The organism is Bradyrhizobium sp. CSA112, from assembly GCF_029051645.1.
Classification (GTDB): domain Bacteria; phylum Pseudomonadota; class Alphaproteobacteria; order Rhizobiales; family Xanthobacteraceae; genus Bradyrhizobium.
This window is the reverse complement of sequence record NZ_JAACFS010000008.1, coordinates 177,491-194,176: the sequence shown is the minus strand read 5'-3', so window position 1 is coordinate 194,176 and position 16,686 is coordinate 177,491. Positions and strand designations below refer to the sequence as shown.

General features: G+C 63.4%; 13 protein-coding genes. 3 read left to right on the top strand and 10 right to left on the bottom strand.

Annotated features, from left to right (window positions below):
• Positions 1-42: 42 nt before the first annotated feature.
• The 3 genes from aroQ to GWE18_RS17635 form a co-directional block, all read right to left on the bottom strand.
• The gene (gene aroQ, locus GWE18_RS17645; protein ID WP_275186960.1) at positions 43-510 is read right to left on the bottom strand and encodes a type II 3-dehydroquinate dehydratase; all 468 of its coding nucleotides are present in this window, start codon (positions 508-510) and stop codon (positions 43-45) included.
• A 303-nt stretch (positions 511-813) separates the two neighbouring features.
• On the bottom strand, positions 814-1,395 hold the full coding sequence (locus GWE18_RS17640) for a hypothetical protein (RefSeq protein WP_275187014.1): 582 nt from the start codon (positions 1,393-1,395) through the stop codon (positions 814-816).
• A gap of 41 nt (positions 1,396-1,436) precedes the next feature.
• On the bottom strand, positions 1,437-2,624 hold the full coding sequence (locus tag GWE18_RS17635) for a YadA-like family protein (RefSeq protein ID WP_275186959.1): 1,188 nt from the start codon (positions 2,622-2,624) through the stop codon (positions 1,437-1,439).
• 361 nt (positions 2,625-2,985) lie between these two features.
• Here GWE18_RS17635 and GWE18_RS17630 point away from each other — a divergent pair, with 361 nt between their 5' ends.
• The gene (locus GWE18_RS17630) at positions 2,986-4,008 is read left to right on the top strand and encodes a helix-turn-helix transcriptional regulator (protein WP_275186958.1); all 1,023 of its coding nucleotides are present in this window, start codon (positions 2,986-2,988) and stop codon (positions 4,006-4,008) included.
• Positions 4,009-4,100: 92 nt separating this feature from the next.
• On the opposite strand, the gene GWE18_RS17625 is transcribed toward GWE18_RS17630, so the two are convergent.
• The 3 genes from GWE18_RS17625 to GWE18_RS17615 form a co-directional block, all read right to left on the bottom strand.
• On the bottom strand, positions 4,101-4,913 hold the full coding sequence (locus GWE18_RS17625) for a DUF1236 domain-containing protein (protein WP_275186957.1): 813 nt from the start codon (positions 4,911-4,913) through the stop codon (positions 4,101-4,103).
• 193 nt (positions 4,914-5,106) lie between these two features.
• Positions 5,107-5,874 (bottom strand): DsbA family protein, encoded by a 768-nt coding sequence (locus tag GWE18_RS17620; protein ID WP_275186956.1) that lies wholly within the window; start codon positions 5,872-5,874, stop codon positions 5,107-5,109.
• Between the two features lie 125 nt (positions 5,875-5,999).
• Positions 6,000-7,403, bottom strand: a complete 1,404-nt coding sequence (locus GWE18_RS17615; RefSeq protein ID WP_275186955.1) for a M48 family metalloprotease — start codon at positions 7,401-7,403, stop codon at positions 6,000-6,002.
• Positions 7,404-7,623: 220 nt separating this feature from the next.
• On the opposite strand from GWE18_RS17615, the gene GWE18_RS17610 reads away from it, so the two are divergent.
• Positions 7,624-8,829, top strand: coding sequence for an aminotransferase class I/II-fold pyridoxal phosphate-dependent enzyme (locus GWE18_RS17610; RefSeq protein ID WP_275186954.1), 1,206 nt, complete (start codon positions 7,624-7,626; stop codon positions 8,827-8,829).
• 83 nt (positions 8,830-8,912) lie between these two features.
• Here GWE18_RS17610 and GWE18_RS17605 read toward each other — a convergent pair whose 3' ends face one another.
• The 3 genes from GWE18_RS17605 to GWE18_RS17595 form a co-directional block, all read right to left on the bottom strand.
• Positions 8,913-9,806, bottom strand: coding sequence for a ferritin-like domain-containing protein (locus GWE18_RS17605; protein WP_275186953.1), 894 nt, complete (start codon positions 9,804-9,806; stop codon positions 8,913-8,915).
• 400 nt (positions 9,807-10,206) lie between these two features.
• Entirely contained in the window at positions 10,207-10,428 is a 222-nt protein-coding gene (locus tag GWE18_RS17600) for a hypothetical protein (protein ID WP_275186952.1), read from the bottom strand.
• A 57-nt stretch (positions 10,429-10,485) separates the two neighbouring features.
• Entirely contained in the window at positions 10,486-11,865 is a 1,380-nt protein-coding gene (locus GWE18_RS17595) for a hypothetical protein (RefSeq protein WP_275186951.1), read from the bottom strand.
• 257 nt (positions 11,866-12,122) lie between these two features.
• Here GWE18_RS17595 and GWE18_RS17590 point away from each other — a divergent pair, with 257 nt between their 5' ends.
• Positions 12,123-13,451: a dicarboxylate/amino acid:cation symporter gene (locus tag GWE18_RS17590; RefSeq protein ID WP_275186950.1), complete on the top strand. Its 1,329-nt coding sequence runs from the start codon at positions 12,123-12,125 to the stop codon at positions 13,449-13,451.
• A 65-nt stretch (positions 13,452-13,516) separates the two neighbouring features.
• Here GWE18_RS17590 and GWE18_RS17585 read toward each other — a convergent pair whose 3' ends face one another.
• A complete protein-coding gene (locus GWE18_RS17585; RefSeq protein ID WP_275186949.1) occupies positions 13,517-16,657 on the bottom strand; it encodes an Rne/Rng family ribonuclease in 3,141 nt (1,046 codons plus the stop codon).
• Positions 16,658-16,686: the final 29 nt, after the last annotated feature.

The following is a 16,686-nucleotide window of genomic DNA, read 5'->3' as shown; positions in this document are numbered from 1 at the left end:
TTAGGCGTCAGGCTTGGTGTCGGTCGACGTCGGGTTTTGAAGTCAGGTTTTGGCCTTGGCGCCGAGTTTGGCGGCAAGGCCGTTGATTGCGAGCCGATAGCCATCGATGCCGAAGCCGCAGAGCGACGCGAAGGCGGCCATGGCCGTGAAGGAGTGGTGGCGGAAGCTCTCGCGGGCGTGGATATTGCTGATATGAACTTCGACCGTCGGGATTTTCACCGCGACCAACGCGTCATGTAACGCGATCGAGGTGTGCGAGTAGCCGCCGGCGTTGATGATGATGCCGGCCGCCTTCTTCGCATGAGCCTCATGAATGAAGTCGATCAATTCGCCTTCGCGGTTGGACTGCCGGCAATTGGCCTTAAGACCGAATTGCGCCGCGGTTTCGACGCACAGCTTTTCGACATCGGCCAGCGACGCATGGCCATACGTCTCCGGCTCGCGCGTCCCCAACATGTTGAGGTTCGGGCCGTTGAGCACATAGATCGTCGCGGCAGAGGCTTGGGCCATCCGGATTCCAGCAAATGGGGGCAGGCAGGTCGCGGGGTTATAGGTAACAACGGGCCCAAGGGGAAGCCTTTAGGCCACTCTGGCCCCCCTTCAAAAGCCTCATCCTGTTCATAAAAAGGCGCACAGAACCTTCTGAAACTGTTCCGTTAACCAATGTTAGGAGAACCGGCACCGTAACCGAGCGGTCGGATCATCCCACATTACCGCCGGTTCTGGCCCTGCAGGCTTTCGGCGAGGCCACTGCGGAAATTGTACTGCCCGAGATGCAGCACCTTGCATTGCAGATAGAACCGCGCGCTCGGCCTACTTAGGTTGCTGGTTGCCTGTCGGCTTGTTCTCTGGCGGCGTCAGCTTGATAGTCGGCGCGGGCTTTGCTGATGCAGCCTGCTTGGCGTGGTTCGGAGGAGGGGGCCTTTGCGCAATCGGCGACGAGGGCGGCTCAGGCGCGGCGGGTGCGGACGATCCGACGCCGACGGAGATGCCGAACAGCCGCCACTGCCCGTTCACCGGCGCGAACGACAGGTCGAAATTGACCTGGGTCGGCATCGAGGGAAAGAAGCCCGCCATACGCATCAGGCCGTTGGCTTCGATCTGCGGCAGCAGATTGAGCTGCGGTTCGATCACGACGACGCCGGAGAGGTCGAGGTTGTCGTTGCGGAGCTTGGTGAAGATTTCGCCAAGCTGCGCCGCTGTGTTGGTCTGGAAACCCGGCGCGCCGATGTCGCGCAGCACCGTGTAGTTACCGGTCTTGTTGGCCTGATCCAGCGCGAGCAGCGTCGAGCGGATCAGGATGATCACCCCGTTGCGATCGATCTGCGCGGGCTTGGGGGCTGCCGGCGTCTCCGCCTGCGCGCGGAATCCGCATGCGATCACGACCGCTGCCAGCAAGAGAGCACCGAGGATTCGCCAGGCACTGGTTTTCGCCGTCACCACGCGAATGTCACGCCGGCCCGTCCGCCGACGCCGCCCTGAGCAAAGCCCGCGGCGACACCGCCATTGACGACCACATATTCGCTCAACCGCATCTGGGCGCCCAGGCTCATGGCATTCTGGCCGCGGAAGGTGCCCCAGTTTGTCGAGATCGCGAATTTCTTGTCCGACGGCAGCGCGGAGCCGCCCATGGCGATGGCAATCGCCGTTCCTTCAAAAGCCTGGCGCATTTGCGTCTGCAGCGTCGCGACGTTGGATTGCAGCAGGGAGATATCCTGGCCGCTGAAACCTGCCGCAGCGAGATTGCCGGCCGCATCGGTGGTGACGAGTGACGTCGGGCCGGATTGCGCAGCAAGGCTTGCCGCCGAGGCAATACCGGACATCCGGTAGGTGTTCGATGCGGTACCGATCGAGACCTGGTTGACAGCCGTCGTCGTAGCGCCATTGCCGATAGCGGTCGAATTGGTGAACGCCGCGGTGGCGCCGGCACCAAGCGCGGTCGCGCCGGTGGCAGTGGCTTGGCTTGCCTGGCCGATCGCCGTGGTGCCGTCGCCGGTAGCCCTACTGCCCTGGCCGTAGGCGCTTGCCGTAGTGCCGTTGGCAATGCTGTGCTGGCCGGTTGCCGTTGCTTGCGCGCCGTTCGCGACGCTGTCCGCGCCCGTCGCGGTCGCCAGGGCGCCGGCCGCGCCGCTTCCCGTGCCGGTCGCGGTCGCGAAGCTGCCGTTCGCGGTGCTGAATTTTCCGGTCGCAGTCGCAGCGGTGCCGTTCGCCGTGCTTCCCGAGCCGGTCGCGGTCGCGAAAATTCCGTTCGCCTGGCTGCTCGTGCCTGTCGCTGTCGCGGTCGAACCGTTCGCGAAACTGTTGACGCCCGTTGCCGTCGCGGCGGTGCCGTTCGCGTTGGCGTTCTGGCCCGTCGCGGTCGCGTTGTCGCCGGTCGCGTTGCTGCCCCCGCCGGTCGCGGTCGCGAGAGTGCCGTTCGCGACACTGAACTGACCGATCGCGGTCGCGGCATCGCCGGTCGCTACCGCGCTATTGCCGGAAGCGTAGGCATTGGCGCCGGTAGCCGTCCCGCCGTCGAGGGATTGCTGGCCCATCGCCGGAAAGGCCCAGAGGGTTGCGGCTGCGATTGAAACGCTGGCGGCTAGCACTAGCCCTGGCAGTGTCCCGCGCCGAATATCAAACATCCAAAAAGCTCCCACGGCAGACGGCATGATTCTGTTGTTTCGGTCTGCCATGACGCGACCTTGGCCCAAGCCATGCAGGGGCCGCATCTGACGAACGTCAGAGGCATCGAACCAAACGGAGCGTTCTGAGCTGATGTTTGCGAAGTGAGGCTTCGCGGCAACATCGTGCTTGATGCCCATAATCGAGCCTTGCGGCCGGGATGGCACCTGGGCCACAGTTCGGGCAGGGCTTGAGGTAGGGCGAATGTCTGGCGGTGGACTATCCGGCGAGGACAAGGTGCTGGACCTTGTCGGATCGATTTACGATGCCGCGCTCGATGCGCAGCTTTGGCCGGGCGTCCTGAACAGAATTGGCGATGCCGTGGGCGGGCCGCAGGTGGTGTTCGGGTTTTACGACCCGGCGAACGGCATCGTCAGCATGCATGCGCCGCGGACCGATCCGGATATCTTGCGCAGCTTCGACGACTGGACGCTGAATATTCCGGCCTTGCCGTGCACCGGCAACCATCGGCCCGGCGAGATCTTTACCGGTGCGGACGTCATCTCGCGTGACGAGTTTACCAACACCGCATTCTATAATGAATTGTGGCGGCCGGGCGGTTTCAGCGCGGATCCCCTGGTCACCAACCTGTTTGCCGATAGCGCGGCCTCCGGGCACATTGCTAGTCACGGACTGCTGGATCGGTCGCCATTTGACAGCAGCCAGAAACGTTTGTTCGCGGCGCTGGCGCAGCATCTCGTTCGCGCGGTCGCGCTGCAGCGCCGTGTGTATCATCTGACGATCGCAAACGAGCGTGCGCTAACCAGCCTCGACGGATTGCAGCAGGGTTTTCTGCTTGTCGATGCGGAGGCGCGGCCGCTGTTCGTCAATCGTGCCGCCCGGGCGCTGCTCGATAATCGCGATGGCCTGCGGCTCGAAGCCGGCGCCTTGTCCGCATCCGATGCCGACGGCGGGCGGACATTGCGCGGGCTGATCAAGTCATGCGCTGGTGATGCCAGTGCTGTAACCGGCTCTGGCGGCGGCGTCGCGCTGTCGCGAGGAGCGGAGCGGTTGCCGCTTGATGTTGTCGTGACGCCAGTAAAGCAGGAAACGGCGAAGGCCGTCATCCCCTGGACTTTCTCGCAACGTGCTATCGCGATCGTGCTCGTCTCCGATCCCGAAGGGGAAATCCAGGCGCGCGCCGAGGACTTACGTCAACGGTTTGGTTTCACGCAGGCAGAGGCCGCGTTCGCGCTTGAGATCGTCAAGGGTGATGGTCGCCAGGCAGCCGCCGACAGGTTAGGCATCACAGTCGGAACGGCGCGCAGCCATTTGTCCAGTATCTTTGACAAGACGGGCTCACGTCGCCAGGCCGAACTGGTGCGGCTGCTTCTGCAAAAGTGAAGCGAAGCCGCGTATTTCATTGAGTGGAGCCTAGGCCGACCAAATCGGGGGCGGGCATTGCTGCCCGCCCCCGATACTCAGGAGGTGCCGTGTCAGGCTTCCAGAATCGCCACGATCTCGTAGGTGTTCGGATCCACGATCACGATCTGCTCCTTGACGAGGATGTACTTATACCTGCGCCATTCCGGATAGATCGTCACAACGCGCTCCGGCAGCGTGTGGAAGGTCACGTCGCGCGGTACGCGGGTGCCGACCGAAACCGAGAAGTTCACGTTCGTCACCGGCTGAACGCGTGTCTCCTTGATCGCGGTGGTGATCTGGGTGCGCTGCTCGGTCGAGAGCTTGGCGCCCGCGCCGGCCTGACCTGTTGTGGTCGTTTCGCCCGCGGCTCCGCCCTGGGTCTGGGTCTGCGTGCGGTCGCGTTCCTGCTGGCCCTGGACCTTCTGGTCACGCTGCATTTGCTCACGGCCCTGGGTCGTAGTCTTGTCACGGTCACGCTGGGTCGTGCCCTGATCACGCTGCATCTTTTCTGGGGCGGTGCCTTGGCCGGTCGTCTGGCCCTTGTCGCCCTTCATGGTGCCGCGGTCCTCTTTGCCCTCGGCCTTCATGTCCTTGCCGCCCTTGCGGTCTTCGCTGCGCTGGGCCTTTTCACCGCCCTTCGACTTCTGTTCGGACTCTGCGCCCTTCATGCCGGTCGTGCCGCCGGGTTCGCGCTGCTGCGTAGTGCCGGCACCGCCCCGCTCAGAAGCAGCACCGCCCCGCTCAGAAGGCGCGCCCTGCTGCGCCGCAGAACCACCGGCCGACCCTGCGTCACCACGTCCCATGCCGGTGCCTTGCGCATTCGCAAAGCCGGTTCCGGCGATCAGGGCGGCCGCGGCGACCGTCATCAGAAAGCGATTACTCATTGAATGTCTCCTCACGTTTCTGCGTTGCCCGCGCCAACAACGAAAGGAATTGCCTGATGTTCCTGATAGTTGGCGGTTCCGCCGTCTTTGTTTTGTGAACGCGGGATGAACCGCGACGCCGCAGAATGCCGCAACGAAAAAGGCCGGCTGTCGAGCCGGCCTTTTTCACTTCATGCGCGAAGCAAGTGTCGCCTCAGCACGTCGCCTTGCCGCAACGGGCGTTGCTTATCTTTTCCCGCAGGCTCTCGACGCCGACCGCACCGATCACGACCTGCTTGCCGATCACGTAGCTCGGCGTGCCGTTCATGCCCATCGCTTCGGCGAGCTTGAAGTTTTCTTCGAGCGTGCCGCGCACCTCCGCGCTCGAGAGATCCTTCTCCAGCTTCGCCATGTCGAGGCCGACTTCCTTGGCAACGGCCATCGCGCGCGCCTTGTCGGCGGCGCCGCGGCCGGTGAGCAGCTTCTGGTGGAAGTCGAGATATTTCTTGCCGGACGGATCCTGCATGCGCACGGCGACGCCGACCTGGGCCGCTTCGACCGAGCCCGCGCTCAGTACGGGAAACTCCTTCAGCACGACCTTGAGCTTGGGATCGCTCTTCATCAGCTCCATCATGTCCATCATCGCACGCTTGCAATAACCGCAATTGTAATCGAAGAATTCGACGAAGGTGACGTCGCCATCCTTGTTGCCGACCGTGACGTTGCGCGGCGAGTTGAAGATCGCATCCGCATTGTTGGCGACACCTGCTTCATGCTTGGCGGATTCCGCCGCGGCCTGACGCTTGCTAAGTTCGGTCATCGCCTCTTCGAGCACTTCGGGATGCGCGATCAGGTAATTCCGGACGATGGCCTCGATGTCACCGCGCTGGGCGTCGGTGAAGCTCTGCGCGGAAGCGGACTGCGGTGCGCCGCAAAGCGCCAAAGCGAACAATGCGGGGATGAGACGGCGGAACGAGGGCATCGGTTAATCCTTATGCGGCGAGTTCCCGGGCAATTCTGCTGAAGGCCGGCTCCTCGAGAATATCTTGGTCCTTGGGACCAAATCCTTGGTGATCAAGTCCGATTATAGCTGAATGCAGTTTATTTCTAGTTGCTCTTCTGGCCCGGCAACGGCTTGGCGCTCACAATGTCGTCAGCCTTGACCCATCCCGGCGTCCCGATTTGAAAGCGCGTTTTCGCCCGGGACGCAAGATCACGCGCGGTCTTGCTGTCGCCGCGAAGGTAGGCGGCCTGGGCCGATGCCAGATCGGCCTGCGCGTAATCTCCTTTTCGGCCATAGGCCATCGCAAGCTGCATGTAGCCGAGCGGCGCCTCGCTCTCTCGCGCTACCGCCGCACGCAGGATCGCAATCGCCTCGTCGGTGTAGGCGTTGTTACCGGTTGCCACGAGGGCCTGCCCAAGCAGCATCTCGATGAGCGGGGAGTTGTTGGAGAGCGCTGCGGCCTTGCGCAGCGGCGCAATCGCCTCCTGCGGCTTGCCGCCCTCAAGCAGCGCCTGGCCGCGCACTTCGTGGAAATAGGGGTTGTTGGGCTGCTGCTGAATCAGGGCGTCGATCTGCGCGAGCGCGCTGCGCAGGTCGCCGTGCCGATAAGTTGCGATAGCATGCGCGTAGCGCGCAGGCAGGCTGTTGTTGGACAACGGATAGCGTCGGTACACGGTGTCCTGCCGCTCCATGAAGGCCGAGATCTTGGCGCGCACCATGTCGTGGCGAAGCTGCAGGGCAGGGTCGTCCTTCTTGTCCCAATAAGGGCTCGACCTTGCCAGCTCTTCCAGCGCGGCGACGCGCTGAGACGGCATCGGGTGCGACTGGACGTAGGGATCGGTGCCGCGCCCGGCGAACAGGCTCTCGTCGGTGAATCGCTTGAAGGTCTCGTACATGCCCTTCGCGGACTGGCCGGTGGCGGTCAGAAATTTCACGCCGGCCTTGTCGGCGTTTTCCTCCTGCTGGCGCACGTAAGAGAGGAGGTTGCGGCGGATGATTTCTCCGGGAGCTGAGAACATTGCCGCGCCGGCGTTGGCCAAACCACTGTTGCTGCCGCCTTGCGCGCCAGCCACCATCGCGCCGGCGCCAAGCAGCATGGCGATGATCATCTGCGTCTGGGCTTGCGCCATCTGCTCGCGCATCTTGGCGAGATGACCGCCGGCAAGGTGGCCGGTTTCATGCGCCATGACGCCGATGATCTGGTTCGGCGTTTCCGACTGCATGATCGCACCGTAGTTCACGAAGATGCGGCGGCCATCGGCAACGAAGGCGTTGAAGACGCCTTGGTTGATGATCACCATCTGGATGTTCTGTTTTTCCAGACCGGCGGCGCGCAGGATCGGCCGGGTGTATTCGCGCAGCAATTGTTCCGTCTCGGTGTCGCGGAGCACCGGCGGCCCCCTGTTCTCTTGCGCCATCGCCGCCATGGGCGACACGGCAAGCGCGACGGCTGTCGTCAGCGCGGTCAGCTTCAATAATTTCTTGCGTAAGGCGGTGCGGAGCAGCATGAGCAGTCTTTGGCGATTGGTGGTATGCCCGGAGGCCGGTTCGGTTTCTGATTAGATCAGAGACGGGTCCCAGTTTGTTGTTTCAACGTGTTTTCTTCACCCGAGCCGGTATCACTTCGCTTGAAAACGCTATAACAAGCCACCGAATACGGCCAGTCTGGGGCGGTAACCGGTTCAGGGACCTGAATTCGGGCAGCGCCCGTGCAGATAGCAGATATCGATGCTGGAATCGACACTTAGAGACCGTGTGAAGGACCTGCTGACGCCCTCGGGACGGAGCGACGTTCCGCCTTTCATGGTGATGGACGTGATGGCGGCCGCAGCCCGCATCGAGGCGGCCGGCGGCCATGTCATTCACATGGAAGTGGGGCAGCCGGCGGCGCCGGCGCCGAAGGTCGCGATCGCGGCCGCGCACGCCGCGCTCGATGCGGCGCGGATCGATTACACGTCCGCGCTCGGCATGCCCACGCTGCGCGCGCGAATCGCCAGACATTACCGTGATACTTACGGCTGTACCGTCCATCCCGAACGCATCGTGATCACGACCGGCTCGTCCGGCGGATTCATTCTGGCGTTTCTGTCGATGTTCGAACCGGGCGACCGCGTGGCGGTCACGGTGCCGGGGTATCCGCCATACCGGCATATCCTGACCGCGCTCGGCTGCGAGCCGGTGCTGATCGAGACATCGAGCGCGGCGCGTCATGCGCTGACCGGAGAGGCTTTGTTGGCCGCGCATCGCAAGGCGCCGCTGAAGGGCGTGCTGGTCGGCAGCCCCGCCAATCCGACGGGAACGATGATGTCGCGCGAGGCGCTCACCGGCCTGATCAATGCGGCGGAAGGCGCGGGCATCCGCTTCATTTCGGACGAGATCTATCATGGTCTCGACTATGCGTTTCCGGCGGTGACGGCGGCGGAGCTTTCGCCGCATGCGCTGGTGATCAACTCGTTCTCGAAATATTTCTGCATGACCGGCTGGCGGGTCGGCTGGATGGTGGTTCCGGAGCCGCTGGTGCGGCCGATCGAACGGCTGCAGCAGAACCTGTCGATCTCGGTGCCGACGCTATCGCAGATCGCGGCCGAAGCAGCATTCGAAGGACGCGAGGAGATGGAGGCGATCAAGCGCGGCTACCAGGAGAACCGCCGCATCCTGATCGAGGGACTGCCGAAGGCCGGTCTCACCAAGTTCCTGCCGGCGGATGGCGCCTTCTATCTCTACGCCGATGTTTCGGACTTCACATCCGACAGTTTCGAATTTGCCGGCCGCATGCTGGAGAAGGCGCATGTGGCGGCGACGCCGGGCGTCGATTTCGATCCGATCCACGGCCGCAGCTTCATTCGCTTTTCCTACGCGCGCTCGGCCGACGAGATGCGTGAAGCGGTGACACGCATCGCGCGCTGGCTCGGGCAGGGCTCGGGTTTGAGCTAGTCAATTTCGGATTAAGTCGCCGGATCGCGACGAGATCGGCCGCCTTGCGACGGCCGATCCGCGCATGTGCAAACCCGGGAGCATCAGGTGCTCCTGAGTTCTCCGTTCATTCCGTTCGGGTAGAATCCGCCTTTACTGACGCCGGCCTTTTCCGTCAGGTAGACGATATGCAGAACCTCCTGCGGCGTGCGGTGGAAGGCAATCGCGTCGGCGTTTGAAGGCACGAAGTTGGCTTTGCCGTCGAGCCTGATTCCCTCGTCTTCCTTTTCAGGCGTCCCGTCAATTTTATCCCGCGCGTCCGAAATTGCGTTGGCGGCTTCCCACGCCTTCTCGCCCATCATGTAAAGCTGGGAGCGTGCCATTCCCATGTGGTAGGCCTCAACGGCAAGGATCCCGGCCGCCGCCTGCACGAATTCCTTTTTCTTGAGCAGCGGCGCCGCACCGGCATACGCGGTCACCCCGACGTCCTCGAACAGCATGCCGCCGAGCAGGACAGACATGTCGTCGGCAAACGGATCGAAATCGGCAGGCAGTCCGGCAGCCTGGGCGGCGGCCTTGAAGCCCGCGTCGAAGTCGATCGCCGGTCTCGAAATGGCGTTTCTGCCAAGTGTCTTGCGGTAGAAGCGAACGTGGGCCAGTTCGTTTTCCGCCGTCTCCTCGATGAACTCGCGGATCGCCTTGTCCTTGAATTGGGCCTCGTGTCCACCCACCACCCGAGCTGCGTCCATCCCGGCATCGGTGTCGCTGATACCCTTGCCGGTGGTGGCGCGCAGATAGAACTCGGCTTCCATGTATTCGAGATTAAGGGCGAAGGTGAAGATGTCCTCGTCGTCGATAGCGGCGCCCTTCGGGCCGATTCCAACGCCGGTCGTCTCTCGCTTCTGCTGGGCGTAGGCGTGCGGAATGAGCAATCCCGCAAGGCCAGCGACTGATAGGCCGGCGATCGATTGCCGGCGCGAAATACGCAACGACTTCATGGCGTAACCCTCCTCTGTTCTGATTGGGGGCCGCGCCGCTCTTCACCGCTATAAGGACGCTATCGGGCGCGACCTCGGCACCAGTGCGATGCTTGATGCGCACAACGTGAGAGCGCCGAGCACGTTCCTAGCTGGCTTCAAACTAAGCAGCACGACCTCGTGACGCTTCGACGAAGCCACCATGTAGACGTTTCGCTTTCGCCGCTGACTGCGCCTCCGTGCCCGCGCGAGGGCATAACAGATCGCACGTTGAGGTGAACATAACCGGGTACGTGCCAATTAAGCCGATCACAGACCTGCGCCGATCTCGGCGACGAACGTCATGGCCTTTCCCCTACCGCCAGCCACGGCGATAGATCTGAAGTCATCTCAAGAAGAGCGCGAGAGCCGACGGATCAGCCTATTTGCCCCAAGAGCTGCGGTCGGTCGTCGATTTTTTCTTCGCCTTCTTCTTCTGTGCAGAAAATTCACCGATGGCGCTTGTTCCGTTCAGGTCCGTGCTTAAGACTTGCGGTCCGCTCTGCCCGGCGAGCGGCCTCTCGATAGCGACCGCGGGCGCCGCAAGGCCGACACAGCCGGCGGCAGCAAGGATCAATGTCAGCTTTCTCATCTGCTCCTCCATCTGCAGTGATACTCACCCCAAAAGCGAACGCGCGAATGCTGTCCGCGTTCCTGCAGGTCAACGTGAGTACGCGGGACCAAGATGGCATGTGGAGCAGCGTCTCAACGGCGATCGAGTGGTCCGCGAATGCGAAGCAATTGCACATTGCGGCGGCTTGCCAAATACGGAGCGCGAGAACGAATGGTCAGGAAGCCACGCGTGATAGTCGAGCACCGCGAAGAGGCGTTTTCCTTCATCGCCTCGTAATGAAGTCACCATGAACACGGTGGGTCTCCCCGAGAGGGCGTACCAGGCCCACGCGACGCGCGGACTTGCGAGTGGACACACCAAAATTCGCGCCGTTCCGTAGGGCGACAGGGAGGTCGTGCCGTTGATCGTCGCTGCGCACTCGCAGGGAGCGCGGGCGGCCCAACCGGGACGGATGGTGCCGGGCAAGACCGGCCTGCAGACCAGTGGCCGGTCACGATAATGCGTCATTGTGTAACCGTGCGGGTCCAGAAGCAGTGAGTCCTGAGCCGTGATCCCGGCTTCCGGTCCCCCGAACGTGCGGGTGCGTTGTGCCGGCACGGTCCAGTCATACAGCACTTCGGCGGGGTACGGGTTTTCATCGGAATCGAAAGGGGTCATCACGCCTGTGATCGCGAGCCTCTCGGGCCACTCGGAAAATGGGACCGCAGGACAATCTGCCTGAAGTTCGGGCATGATCTGGTTGATCTCGCTCTGCGCAAGCTGGCGCGATTGCGATATTTTGCCGATCAGGCCATGCAGCGTGCGCACCGGATTTCCGGTCATTGCCGGCTTGGCCTGTCGGCAGGCGGCATCGATCCCGGCAAGACCTGTTTCGTCCAGTGTATCGAATCGAACCTGATAGCTGAGCGCATATCCGCTGAGTGGTGGAAGCCGATCGCTTGCAAATGGGAAGACGAGACGAAACGGCGTTTGATCCGATGTCTTGAACCAGAGCCAATAGCTTGCAGGCTCTGGAGCGATCGCTGTTTTCCACCACTCGACCGGCGTCTCGCCGATTGGCGCTGAGCCCGTGCATTGCGACTGCGGCGCAAGCCAGTCTGTCGGAAGCGGCCGCCAGCCGGTATCGCCTAAAGCGCGGCACTCCTTGATCGTGGAGCCATCCGACTCGAGGACATACGTCCGGTTGCCGGCAACAAACAAATCGAGCGACCCGCGCCTGACACCATGAAGCCTAACTCGCATCGCGGAAAGCGCGGCGTCGAAGACGATTTCGGCCAGCACGAGCTGCGCCTTGGTGAAGGGCGCCATCAGATAAGTACCCCGCCATTTCTCTGGCAGGCGCGGATGTGATGTTGAGCTGCAAGGAGCAAGCTGCGGCAGGTCGAGCAGCGCGCGCGGCTCTTGCGCCGCCGCAGGGGAGAACAGGAGGACGGCGATCGTTATCGTCACCAACACGCGCGGCAGCATGGCGACCTCGCGGTATCAGGCTCCGCAGCTAACGTATGCCGAGATGTTTTGCTCCAAACCGGACGAACACAGCCGCCAACAGCACGTTCGCCCCCGCCTCTGGAATTATGGGCTCACACTCGAACGGGCAGCCACCCGCGTTTTCGTTCCACCGCGCGCGCGCCGATCGGGAAAAATATTCTTCTTTAAAGGGCTTTGGCTGTGTGCGACGGATTGGCGCATGCGACCGGTCCGCGCCTCTGAGGGGAGTAAGCGTCATGGCGGCAACGATTGCGACCGAAGCGCCCGCGAGCGCAGCAAAGCCCTGGTACCGAGTTCTTTACGTTCAGGTCTTGATTGCGATCGTGCTCGGTGCGCTGTTTGGCTGGCTGTGGCCTGTGCTGGCGACCAACGACTGGATCAAGGCGCTCGGCGACGGCTTCATCAAGCTGATCAAGATGGTGATCGCGCCGATCATCTTCTGCACCGTGGTATCCGGCATAGCGCACATACAAGATGCCAAGAAGGTCGGCCGGATCGGCGTCAAGGCGCTGGTTTATTTCGAGGTCGTCTCCACCTTCGCGCTGGTGTTAGGCCTCTTGGTCGGCAATCTGGTCAAGCCGGGCGCGGGTTTCGGCGGCGGCATGGCGAATGCGCAAGCCGTCGCCGGCTACGCCAAGCAGGCCGAGGCGCAGAAGACGGTCGATTTCTTCCTGCACATCATTCCCGACACCGTCGTCGGCGCCTTCGCGCAGGGCGAAATCCTCCAGGTCCTTCTATTCTCGATCCTGTTCGGCTTTGCGCTGATGGGCCTCGGCGAGCGCGGCCACACGATCCGTGCTTTCATCGACGATGCGGCGCATGCCGTGTTCGGCGTGATTGCCATCGTGATGAAGGCAGCACCGATCGGCGCGTTCGGCGCGATGGCGTTCACGATCGGCAAGTTCGGAACCGGCGCGATCCTGAACCTCGTCGGGCTGATTGCGACCTTCTATGTCACCGCCGCGCTGTTCGTGTTCGTGGTGCTCGGCGTGATCGCGCGGATGGTGGGCTTCTCGATCTTCAAGTTCCTGGCCTACATCAAGGACGAGCTTTTGATCGTGCTCGGCACATCGTCCTCGGAAAGCGCGCTGCCGTCCTTGATGGAAAAGCTCGAGCGGCTCGGCTGCTCCAAATCGGTCGTCGGCCTCGTGGTGCCGACCGGGTACTCTTTCAACCTCGACGGCACCAATATCTACATGACGCTGGCAACGCTGTTCATCGCACAGGCGCTGGGCTTCGATCTCACCTTCGGCCAGCAACTGACCATCCTCCTGGTCGCGATGCTGACCTCGAAGGGCGCGTCCGGCATTACCGGCGCCGGCTTCATCACGCTGGCTGCGACGCTCGCCGTGGTCGATCCACGTCTGGTGCCTGGTATGGCCATCGTTCTGGGCATTGACAAGTTCATGAGCGAGTGCCGCGCGCTGACCAATCTGTGCGGCAACGGCGTTGCCTGTGTCGTGGTGTCGTGGTGGGAAGGCGAACTTGACAAGGACAAGCTGCACGCGAATCTGAACAAGCAGGTTGATCCGTCCGACGTGGAGACCGCGATCACGACGGGCTAGCGATCAGCTCGACGCAAAAAAACCGCCCGGTTTTCGCCGGGCGGTTTTCTTTTGGGTTCGATTCCTTACTCGCCGCTGCCGAAACGCCGCGACCACCAGCCTGCCTTGCGTGGTGCGGGCTCGCCCGATTCCGCCGGTGCAGGTTCGGCCTGAGCGGGCGCGGGAGGCGCGACCGGCTCTGGCGTGCTCTCGCTGATGGAGGGCGCCGGCTCGGCCGGAGCGCTGGCCATGAAGCTGACCTTCTCGCGCACGGTCGAACGCCGCCGCGCAGCGGCCCGCTCGGCCTCTTGCCCGCTTTCTTCAGCGGCTGGCGCTGGCGCGCTCGCAACCGGCTCGGGCTGGACGTAGGCCGGAGATTGTATCTCCGCCGGCTGCGAGAATGGTTCGGGCTGAACGTCGGCCTGCACCAGCGATGGCGCGGGTTCGGACGTGCTGCCCTCGAAATCGGCGACCGCGCCGGCGACTTCCGGAGCCGGGGACGGCCTGAGTTCATCCGCGATCGATCCGGCAAGACCGTCTTCCAGCCCGGTGCCACGTCGGCGGCGACCGCCGCGGCGGCCGCGGCGGCGCGGGCGTCGTTCGCCATTGGCAGGCTGATCGCCGCGGACCATGCCGGGCTGTTCGTCGCCTTCGTCCTCGTCGGCTTCGCCGCCGTCCTCGGCGGTCGCGTCTTCGACGGCCTCGCCCGCGACGCGGATCGTGTCAGCGTCCTCGCGCGGGACGCCGCCGTCACGCGGCTCGCCGCGGCCGCGCCGGCGTCGGCGCCGCTTGCGGCGGTGGCCGTCTCCTTCGCCTTCGCCCGCCGCCGCTTCGGCGGCATCGTCGGTCAAGCCCTCGGTCTCCTCGGTTTCGACCTCGGATTCGGTTTCGATGTCGAACGCCTCGTCGTCGTCATAGGCTTCCTCGACCTGCGGCAGGAAGGCGGCAGCCTGTGCCGCGAGCAGCGCCTTGGCGGCTTCCAGCGTGTGCACCTGCTCGCCGCGGTCGATGATATACGACTGCTGGCCGCTCACGGTGGCGTCGGCGACGACGGCCAGCGAAACCTTGAAGGCGTTTTCGAGATCGCGCAGATGGCCGCGCTTGTGGTTCAGCACATAGAGCGCGACGTCGGTGCGGGTGCGCACCACCAGATTGTGGGTCGCGCCCTTCATCAGGATTTCCTCGATGCCGCGCAGCAACTGCAGCGCGACCGACGAGACCGAGCGCACATGGCCGCTGCCGCCGCATTGCGCGCACGGCTCGGTCGAACTCTCCAGCACGCTGGCGCGGATGCGTTGGCGCGACATTTCCAGCAGGCCGAAATGCGAGATCCGTCCGACCTGGATGCGCGCGCGATCCTGCCGCAGGCAGTCTGAGAGTTTTCGCTCGACCGCGCGGTTGTTGCGCTTCTCGTCCATGTCGATGAAGTCGATGACGATCAGGCCGGCGAGATCGCGCAAACGCAGTTGCCGGGCGACTTCCTCGGCCGCCTCCAGATTGGTCTTGAGCGCGGTGTCCTCGATGTGATGTTCGCGGGTCGAGCGGCCGGAGTTGACGTCGATCGAGACCAGCGCCTCGGTCTGGTTGATGACGATGTAGCCGCCGGAACGGAGCTGGACGGTCGGCGAGAACATCGCGTCCAACTGGCTCTCGACGCCCATCCGTGAGAACAGCGGCTGACCGTCGCGATATTGCTTCACCGCCCGCACGTTCGAGGGCATCAGCATCTTCATGAAGTCGCGGGCTTCCTGGTAGCCGGCTTCGCCGGCGACCTGGATTTCGTCGATCTCCTTGTTGTAGAGGTCGCGCAGCGAGCGCTTGATCAGCGAGCCTTCCTCGTAGACGAGGGTGGGGGCCTGCGACTTCAGCGTCATGTCGCGCACGGTTTCCCACATGCGGATCAGGTATTCGAAGTCGCGCTTGATCTCGGGCTTGGTCCGCGAGGCGCCGGCGGTGCGCAGGATGATCCCCATGCCTTCCGGCACGTCGAGATCCTGCACCACTTCCTTCAGTCGCGAGCGGTCCTGGGCCGAGGTGATCTTGCGGCTGATGCCGCCGCCGCGGGCGGTGTTGGGCATCAGGACCGCATAGCGGCCGGCGAGCGACAGGTAGGTCGTGAGCGCCGCGCCCTTGTTGCCGCGCTCTTCCTTGACGACCTGAACTAGCATCACCTGGCGGCGCTTGATGACTTCCTGAATCTTGTACTGGCGGCGCGGGCGGAACGGGCGTTCCGGAACTTCTTCCAGGACGTCGTCGCCCCCGACGGATTCGACGACTTCCTCCTCGGCGTCGTCGGCATCGTCCTCATCGTCGTGGCCGTCATCGCCTTCGGTAGCCGGGGCGAGTTCGTCCGTAGAAGCTGCGGCGTACCCTTCACCGGCGTGCTCGATATGCGGCGCATCGTCGGCATGGGCAGCGTTTTCGCGCGCCTGTTCCTCGTCATGACGCTCATCATGCGCGTGCTCAGCCGTTGCTTCGACGGCGGCTGTCTCGGCTGGCGCCGCGGCAACTGTGCCGGGTTCTAGTTGAACGACCGGCGCTTCGCTTGAGGCCTCCGCCGATTCGTGAGGCGCGGGCGCCTCGTGATCGGCTTGATCGTGCGGATGGTCGGGATCGTGACCATGCGCTTGGTGGTCATGCGATTCTTGGTCATGTTGGGCGGTGTCGTGTTGGGCCGTATCGTCATGATGCCCGGCATCATCCTCATGATGTTCGGCCTCGTGCGGATGCGCTTCGCCGGCATACATGCCCTCGTGCTCATGCCCTTGTTCAAGCTCCTGGCCCTCATAGGGCTGGGCTGCCTGCGCGGGATCCTGGCCGGCGCTCTCGATGACGTCGCTTTGGACACGATCACCATGGCCGCGGCGTCGCGCATTGCGGTGGCGCGAGCGGCGGCGGTGGCTGGAGCGGTTCTCGCTCTCTTCCTCGGCCTCGCGGTGGGCACGCTCGTCGGCTTCGATCAGCGCCTGACGGTCGGCAACCGGGATTTGATAATAGTCCGGGTGGATTTCGCTGAAGGCCAGGAAGCCGTGGCGGTTACCGCCATACTCGATGAACGCCGCCTGCAGCGACGGTTCAACGCGCGTGACTTTGGCCAGATAGATATTACCGCGGAGCTGCTTGCGCTGGGCGGTCTCGAAATCAAATTCTTCGACGCGGTTGCCACGGACCACAACGACCCGGGTCTCTTCCGGGTGGGTGGCGTCGATCAACATCTTGTTGGGCATTTTGGAACTCTTGACGGCGGCGGGCGCGG

Excerpts from the sequence above, each read along its gene's own strand:
- aroQ (WP_275186960.1), bottom strand. The coding sequence starts at position 510 with ATGGCCCAAGCCTCTGCCGCGACGATCTATGTGCTCAACGGCCCGAAC.
- GWE18_RS17635 (WP_275186959.1), bottom strand. The coding sequence starts at position 2,624 with ATGTTTGATATTCGGCGCGGGACACTGCCAGGGCTAGTGCTAGCCGCC.
- GWE18_RS17625 (WP_275186957.1), bottom strand. The coding sequence starts at position 4,913 with ATGAGTAATCGCTTTCTGATGACGGTCGCCGCGGCCGCCCTGATCGCC.
- GWE18_RS17620 (WP_275186956.1), bottom strand. The coding sequence starts at position 5,874 with ATGCCCTCGTTCCGCCGTCTCATCCCCGCATTGTTCGCTTTGGCGCTT.
- GWE18_RS17615 (WP_275186955.1), bottom strand. The coding sequence starts at position 7,403 with ATGCTGCTCCGCACCGCCTTACGCAAGAAATTATTGAAGCTGACCGCG.
- GWE18_RS17610 (WP_275186954.1), top strand. The coding sequence starts at position 7,624 with ATGCTGGAATCGACACTTAGAGACCGTGTGAAGGACCTGCTGACGCCC.
- GWE18_RS17605 (WP_275186953.1), bottom strand. The coding sequence starts at position 9,806 with ATGAAGTCGTTGCGTATTTCGCGCCGGCAATCGATCGCCGGCCTATCA.
- GWE18_RS17600 (WP_275186952.1), bottom strand. The coding sequence starts at position 10,428 with ATGGAGGAGCAGATGAGAAAGCTGACATTGATCCTTGCTGCCGCCGGC.
- GWE18_RS17595 (WP_275186951.1), bottom strand. The coding sequence starts at position 11,865 with ATGCTGCCGCGCGTGTTGGTGACGATAACGATCGCCGTCCTCCTGTTC.
- GWE18_RS17590 (WP_275186950.1), top strand. The coding sequence starts at position 12,123 with ATGGCGGCAACGATTGCGACCGAAGCGCCCGCGAGCGCAGCAAAGCCC.
- GWE18_RS17585 (WP_275186949.1), bottom strand. The coding sequence starts at position 16,657 with ATGCCCAACAAGATGTTGATCGACGCCACCCACCCGGAAGAGACCCGG.